Source organism: Adlercreutzia sp. ZJ242, from assembly GCF_011038995.1.
In the GTDB taxonomy this organism is placed as follows: Bacteria; Actinomycetota; Coriobacteriia; order Coriobacteriales; family Eggerthellaceae; genus CAAEEV01.
This window is the reverse complement of record NZ_JAAKEE010000099.1, coordinates 1-1,725: the sequence shown is the minus strand read 5'-3', so window position 1 is coordinate 1,725 and position 1,725 is coordinate 1. Positions and strand designations below refer to the sequence as shown.

Genomic DNA, 1,725 nt, shown 5'->3' with positions numbered 1-1,725 from the left:
GCGAGCCCATGAGGGTGCCGGGGTTCGGGTTGTCGGGCCAGAAGGTGTGGGCCACGAACAGGTTGGTGGAGTTGACGATCATGAAGTCATAACCGTCGAAGATCATTGCGAATGCGAGGATCACGAACGTGACCCACGTATGCGAGCTAATGCCAATGGAGTCAATGACCTCAGAGACAGTAAACTCTTTCTTGTCCATCCTTTACCTCCTCAAGGTAAACGATTCGCGGAAGGATGGCGAAAAGATGCGGTCACACCCGACGCCACGGCCTGAGCTCGCCCTTAGTCAATCCCCTTCGTAAGTCGAACTCATGCCCTGAGGTCACGCGCTTCGCGTTGCGCCCTTCACGCCCTCCTTGTCCGCATGCGGTATTGCGCTCGAGCCTGCTAGGGATCAGGCTCGTCTTGCCATGCGGCGCACCTCTCCCTCAAGATGGCGTCGCACGTGCAGACTTTAAAGCAAACGAGCGCTCTTCAATCAGACTCAGAGTGCTCACTTTCTCAACCCATCGGTACTACTTTTCAATTCTCAAGCTTTCTACCTGCGAAAACTTGAGATAACGGGGGTGGCGCCCTACTCGGTCCAGGGCGCGCCGGCGGGGTTGAGCTTGCGGCGGCGCGAGAGCTCGTCGGCGTACATGATGCAGTAGCGCAGGCCCTTGAGCGTCACGTACAGGCTCGCGATCTCGTGCTTGGAGCCGTGGTTGAACACCTCGTAGGTGAGGTACTCGCGGTCGATCATCGGCTGGTAGACGGGGCTGCCCTCCACCTTGCTCAGCAGCAGGTTGGTGGCCTGGCGGCCCAGCTCGTCCTGCTTGAGCGAGATGTTGTACAGGATGTCCTCCTGCGCGGGCTCCAGCCGGCCCAGCTCCTCGACCTCCGCGCGGATCTCGTCTTCAGTAGACATAGTTGGCGCTCCTTTCAATGCAAAAGGCTCGCCCCGAGGTTGGGGCGAGCCTTGTCACGGCATGAACGCTCTTGCGAGCTTAGATGCCGGCGAAGCCCTTGGCCGGGTCGCTGTTGCCGACGCCGTTGCCGGTGTCGTTCGCCTCGTTGCCGGTGCGCTTCGTGGAGGTGTAGCCGCCCCAAGCGCGGGCGATGAACTTGTCCTTCACGAAGAAGATCTGGGCCTTCATGAGGTCAGCCTGGGCGATGCCGAACTCGGCCATGGCCTCATCCTTGCTCTTGCCGTCGGCGAGAACGGCGTTCAGCTTCTCAGCCGCATCCGCCGCGTCGAGAGCGAAAAATTCGTCGCGGGTCATATTCTCTCCTTGTTAGTCCTCAACACGATGCCGAAGGGTCGGCCGGCGCGGCCGGCCCTTCGCGCAATTACCTAAGGCTTACAGCTGGAACAGAACCATCGGGCGGTCGAACTCCGCCATCTTGGCGATCATGTCCTCGAGGGTGCCGTAGTACATGGAACCAGACTCCTCGACCTGGACCGCCAGCGGGCGCTGGCCGGCCTTGTCGCCGTTGGTTCCCCAGTGCTCGGAGAAGATCGACGTCGGGCAGGGGATGTAGAACCACTCCCAGGCGTCGCCGTCGTTGCCCTCGCCCTTCTTGAAGGGGCCGACCTGGACCTCCTTGATGCCGAACTGGTCGAGCGGAAGGCCGAGCTCCTCCTTGCAGCCGATCTCTGCGGCGTGGTTGCCGGAGAAGTAGGTGTAGTCAACGAGCAGTGCGTACTTCTGATCTGCCATTTAGTGCACTTCCTTTCAAGTTAGT

At 60.4% G+C, this 1,725-nt stretch carries 3 protein-coding genes and 1 pseudogene; all 4 read right to left on the bottom strand.

The window, feature by feature from the left end:
* A pseudogene (locus G7Y49_RS11930) lies at positions 1–199 on the bottom strand (MFS transporter); the annotation flags it as partial.
* Between the two features lie 375 nt (positions 200–574).
* Positions 575–907, bottom strand: coding sequence for a hypothetical protein (locus tag G7Y49_RS11925; protein WP_165174108.1), 333 nt, complete (start codon positions 905–907; stop codon positions 575–577).
* A 79-nt stretch (positions 908–986) separates the two neighbouring features.
* Positions 987–1,262: a hypothetical protein gene (locus G7Y49_RS11920; protein WP_165174106.1), complete on the bottom strand. Its 276-nt coding sequence runs from the start codon at positions 1,260–1,262 to the stop codon at positions 987–989.
* Positions 1,263–1,340: 78 nt separating this feature from the next.
* The gene (locus tag G7Y49_RS11915; RefSeq protein WP_165174053.1) at positions 1,341–1,700 is read right to left on the bottom strand and encodes an oxidoreductase; all 360 of its coding nucleotides are present in this window, start codon (positions 1,698–1,700) and stop codon (positions 1,341–1,343) included.
* Between the last annotated feature and the right edge of the window lie 25 nt (positions 1,701–1,725).